This window comes from Streptomyces sp. ActVer (assembly GCF_027270795.1).
Lineage (GTDB): Bacteria > Actinomycetota > Actinomycetes > Streptomycetales > Streptomycetaceae > Streptomyces > Streptomyces umbrinus_A.
Genome location: NZ_JAPWHT010000648.1, coordinates 1 through 4231, shown reverse-complemented (window position 1 = coordinate 4231; position 4231 = coordinate 1). Strand labels below are relative to the sequence as shown.

At 72.1% G+C, this 4231-nt stretch carries 4 protein-coding genes; 2 read left to right on the top strand and 2 right to left on the bottom strand.

Annotated features, from left to right (window positions below; genetic code table 11):
• Together O3Q52_RS49700 and O3Q52_RS49695 are read right to left on the bottom strand one after the other, a co-directional pair.
• The coding region (locus O3Q52_RS49700) for an FAD-dependent oxidoreductase (protein WP_269655020.1) at positions 1-1232 on the bottom strand (1232 nt) is incomplete at its 3' end.
• 197 nt (positions 1233-1429) lie between these two features.
• A complete protein-coding gene (locus O3Q52_RS49695) occupies positions 1430-2491 on the bottom strand; it encodes an NAD(P)-dependent alcohol dehydrogenase (protein WP_269655021.1) in 1062 nt (353 codons plus the stop codon).
• Between the two features lie 75 nt (positions 2492-2566).
• On the opposite strand from O3Q52_RS49695, the gene O3Q52_RS49690 reads away from it, so the two are divergent.
• Together O3Q52_RS49690 and O3Q52_RS49685 are read left to right on the top strand one after the other, a co-directional pair.
• Positions 2567-3367, top strand: coding sequence for an SDR family NAD(P)-dependent oxidoreductase (locus O3Q52_RS49690; RefSeq protein ID WP_269655019.1), 801 nt, complete (start codon positions 2567-2569; stop codon positions 3365-3367).
• A gap of 144 nt (positions 3368-3511) precedes the next feature.
• Positions 3512-4231 (top strand): acyl-CoA dehydrogenase family protein (locus O3Q52_RS49685; protein ID WP_269655018.1); only part of this gene is annotated, 720 nt, incomplete at its 3' end.

Below are 4231 nucleotides of genomic sequence, written 5' to 3'. Positions count from 1 at the left end.
CCAGCCACGAGCAGGCCGGGCACGGTGTGCCGGCCGTCCGCCGCCAGGGCGCGGGCCTCGGCGTCGATGAGCAGACCGCCGAAGGTGAACGTGATCGCGGGGGCGGCCTCGATCACGTAGAAGGGCGGCTCGTCGAGCGGTTGCCGGTCGAGCAGTCGCCCGGGGGCCGGCTCGCCGCCCCCGCCGACGGTGGTGTTGTACTCCTCGACCCGGTCACGGATCCCGGCGCCCGGGTAGCCCCACTCCTCGGGCATCCACGCGAACTCCTCCAGGCTGTCGGCGACCGCGCTGCGGGCGCCCGCGCGATGGCAGAGCTGGAACTTGTCCACCCCGGGGATGCCCTCCACGTACGACGCGGAGATCCATTCCCGGTGCACCCGCGCGTCGGCGACCAGCAGCCCACGGGCCTGCGGTCTTTCCAGCAGTGCCATGGTGGTCAGATGATCCCCGACGGTCTCGTCGACGAACCGTTCGCCCGTGAGGTCGAACAGCAGGGCGTGCTCGCTGTAGTAGAGGGCGAGGTCGACGAATCGGGAGGGGTCGGCGAGGGAGACGCCCGCGGGCATCAGATGCCCGTAGAAACCCGCGTCCTTCTTGCCGAACGCGGCCCCCGCCGCGAGGCCGAGCGACAGCCCGTCACCGCGGCTGTGCGGGTTCGCCCGCAGCCCGATGTCCGCGGCCTGGGGATGTACGTGCTCCCTACGCAGGCCCAGATCTCCCTGGAACCCGCCGGTCGCGAGCAGGGTCCAGGTGGCGTCGATCCGGCGGATCGACCCGTCCGGCAGTACGCACTCCGCACCCGTGACCACGCCGTTCTCCGTCAACAGGGTGCGCGTCGAGGTGGCGGTCAGTACCTCGCCGCCCCGGTCGCGGATCAACCGCTCGCAGGTGTCGAGACAGTGGTTCGTGTCGAGCTGATGTCCCCGGCCGAAGCCGAGTACGGGAACCGGCGGCCGGCATTCCACGCCGAGCGACCGGATCCAGGCCACCGCGTCGGCGAACCCGTCCACCAGGGCCGCGGCGAGTTCCGCGTCGCCGTCGGGATTGACGCGACGCAATTCGTCGAAGGTGGGGGTCGTCCATACGAAGCCGGCGAAGCGTGCCGAGCCGCCGGGGCGCTCCGCCTTCTCCACGAGAACCACGGAGCCGCCTTCCGCGGCCACCCGGGCGGCGGCCGAGAGCCCGGCCATTCCGCCGCCCACCACCAGCAGATCCACTGTTCCAACACCCATAGCGGGTCCCACCGCCTTGTCGTGTCGCTGAGTGACCCGAACCCTAATTGAACTCACTTCTGTAGTCGAGAGGTGCGTCGGTACGAGCTTTGACAGGGCTGCTTTCGGCCGGGCCGCCGACGTCGGAGGGATCGGCCGGGCCGTGGATCTGGCTCGGATCGGCCAGGGGTCCGGACAGGCCGCGTGAGCGGTCCGGATCAGTCGGGGACGAGTACCGTACGCCCTCGCGCATGGCCGGATCGCAGTCTGTCGATCGCCTCCGGCGCGCTCGACAGGGCGAACTCCTCCGTCTCCACCCTGACCACGCCCTTGCGCGCCAGGGCGACGACCTCTTCGAGCTCCGGCCGCGTCCCCCAGAAAGGCAGCGAGATCCGCACCCCGGGAGGCAGCGCTCCGGGCTTGCGTACGGTGAGCTCCCCGCCGCCGCTCCCGACGACGGCCAGCTCGCCGCCCGCCCGCAGTGCGCCGACCGCGAGCTCCAGGCTGGAGTGGCTGCCGACGAAGTCGAGCACGGCGTCCACGCCGATCCCGCCGGCCCGTCGCCGGAGCACCTCCGCGGTGTCGGGCCGCAGCAGCGTGCCGAAGTGCGCGCCGCACGCGTCGGCCAGCGAGAGTGCCTCCTCGCGTACGTCCACGGCGAGGACCCGCGCCGGCGTCGTGGCCCGCAGGATCTGTACCGCCAGATGCCCCAGCCCGCCGACCCCGACGACGGCCACGCTCGCACCGCCCTTGAGCGGCGGCAGCGTCGGCCGGATCCCGGACACGGCGTGATATGCGGTGAGCCCGGCGTCCGACAGGGGCGCCGCCTGCGCGGCGGGCAGATCGCCCACCGGAACCAGCAGCCGTCCGGACGGTACGAGCAGGAAGTCGGCCATGCCGCCGTCGCGCCCCAGCCCCACTCCCGTACCCGTCCGGACGGCGTCGAGGTCCGCGCGCCGGTCGCAGTAGTTCTCCGCGCCGGCCGCGCAGCGGCTGCACAGTCCGCACCCCCAGGGGCCGTAGACGACGACGCGTTCGCCCACCGCCGGACCGGTGGCCCCGGGGCCGCGCTCGGCCACACGCCCGGCGACCTCGTGCCCGAGAGTGAACGGAGTTCGGTACGGAAGGATGCCGGGCCGGGCGTCCAGGACGTGGAGGTCGGAGCGGCACACTCCCGCCGCCTCCACCCGGATCAGGACCTCATCCGCCCCGGGTATCGGGCGTGCCACTTCGATCAGCACCGGTGGGCCGCCCCAGTGCGTCATCCGGACTGCTCTCATCCTGCCTGTTGACATGCGCGAAACGGTAGCAAAAATGAAGTCAGTTCAATAAGTGAGCGGAGGCGGGTGGATCCGATGGACGACGAAGACACGCCACACGGACGCTTCACGGGCAGAGCAGCGCTGGTCACCGGAGCCGGCTCCGGCATCGGCGCGGCGGTCGCCCGGCGACTCTCCGCGCAAGGAGCCGTGGTCTTCGCCGCGGACGTCGACGGCGCCGCGGCCGAGGCGGTCGCCAAGGAACTGCCCGGCGTACACGCGGTGACCATGGACGTCTCGGACGCCGACCAGGTCGACCGCGCGGTCGAAGGGGTCGTACGGGCGCAAGAGCGCCTGGACGTTGTGGTGCACGCGGCCGGAGTCGACGACCCGGAGGCGAAGCAGTGGATCGCCGAGGCGCTCCTCGACGAACGGCCTCCCGATGTCGTCACCCGGCTCGACGGGGCCGCTTGGCGGCGTGTCATGCGGGTCAACCTGGACGGCACCTTCCATGTCCTGCGGGCCGCGCTGCGGGTCATGGCGCCCCGCCGGTCCGGTGCGATCGTCACCGTTGGCTCTTCCTCGGCCTTCGACGCTCCGGCCGGCTATCCGCACTACGCGGCCTCGAAGGCCGGTGCGCACGCGTTGAGCCAGGCCGTCGCCAAGGAGGCGATCGCGTTCGGCGTCCGCGTGAACACGGTGGCGCCGGGGCCCACCGAGACGGGGATGGCGGCGCGGACGCCTGCCGCGTTGCGGCAGGACCTGGCCGATCCCCGGGTGCGGCCCTACGCGACGGCTGGGGAGATCGCCGACGTCGCGTTGTTTCTGGCCAGCGATGAGGCGGTGAATCTCGTTGGGGCGGTTCTGCTGGCCAACGGGGGGCGGTTCACGGTGTGAGGGGTCCGGGGGTGTGGATTCGATGATCGCTGCGGGTGTGTCGTGGCTGGTCGCGCCCACGCGGCGGAGCCGCACGATGTCACAGCCCCGCGCCCCTGGAGGGGCGCCCATGGAACCGGAGTTGTTTGGTCTAGGGAGGTCTGTGTGAACCGGCTCGATGTGGATCCGGCCGTGTTGCTGGAGAGCGAGGAGCGGCGTCAACTGCGGGCGGTTCTGCGGGACTTGTTCGCCGAGACCTGTGGGCCCGAAGAAGTGCGCAAGCAGGTGGAGAGTGCGCGCGGGTACGACCAGGCACTCTGGGCGCGGCTCGCCGGGGAGATCGGGGTGCACGGGCTTGCTCTGCCGGAGGAGTACGGCGGTGGGGGTTACACCTTCGCCGAACTCGCCGTGGTTCTGGAGGAGGCCGGGCGGGTGCTGTGTCCGGCGCCGCTGTTGCCGGCCGTCGTGCTTGCGGGGCACGCCCTGCTGGGGAGTGGTGATCGGCGGGCCTGTGAGCGCTGGTTGCCCGGGATCGCCTCCGGTGCGGTCACGGCCACGGTCGCCGGGTTCGTGCAGGCCGCCGATGTGACGGCCGAGCGCGGGCCCGACGGCTGGGTGCTGCGGGGGGAGGCCGACTTCGTGCCCGACGGCGAGGGCGCAGATCTGCTGCTGGTCGTGGCCCGGGCGCCGGACGGGGAGCGGCTGTTCGCCTGTGAACCGGCGCCGCCGCACGGGACGCATGGCTCGGCCTGTGATCGCACGGCGTGGACGATTCCGGTCATCTGCCTGGGCCCACCGACCGGTTCGGCCGACGTTCCCCGGAAGCGGACGAGCGCCTGGCGGCGGGTGGGATCGAGAACGCGACGGGCCGTGCGATCACAGGCC

Bases quoted from the DNA above. Each gene is read 5' to 3' on its own strand.
- O3Q52_RS49690 (WP_269655019.1), top strand. From the start codon at position 2,567: ATGGACGACGAAGACACGCCACACGGACGCTTCACGGGCAGAGCAGCG.
- O3Q52_RS49695 (WP_269655021.1), bottom strand. From the start codon at position 2,491: ATGAGAGCAGTCCGGATGACGCACTGGGGCGGCCCACCGGTGCTGATC.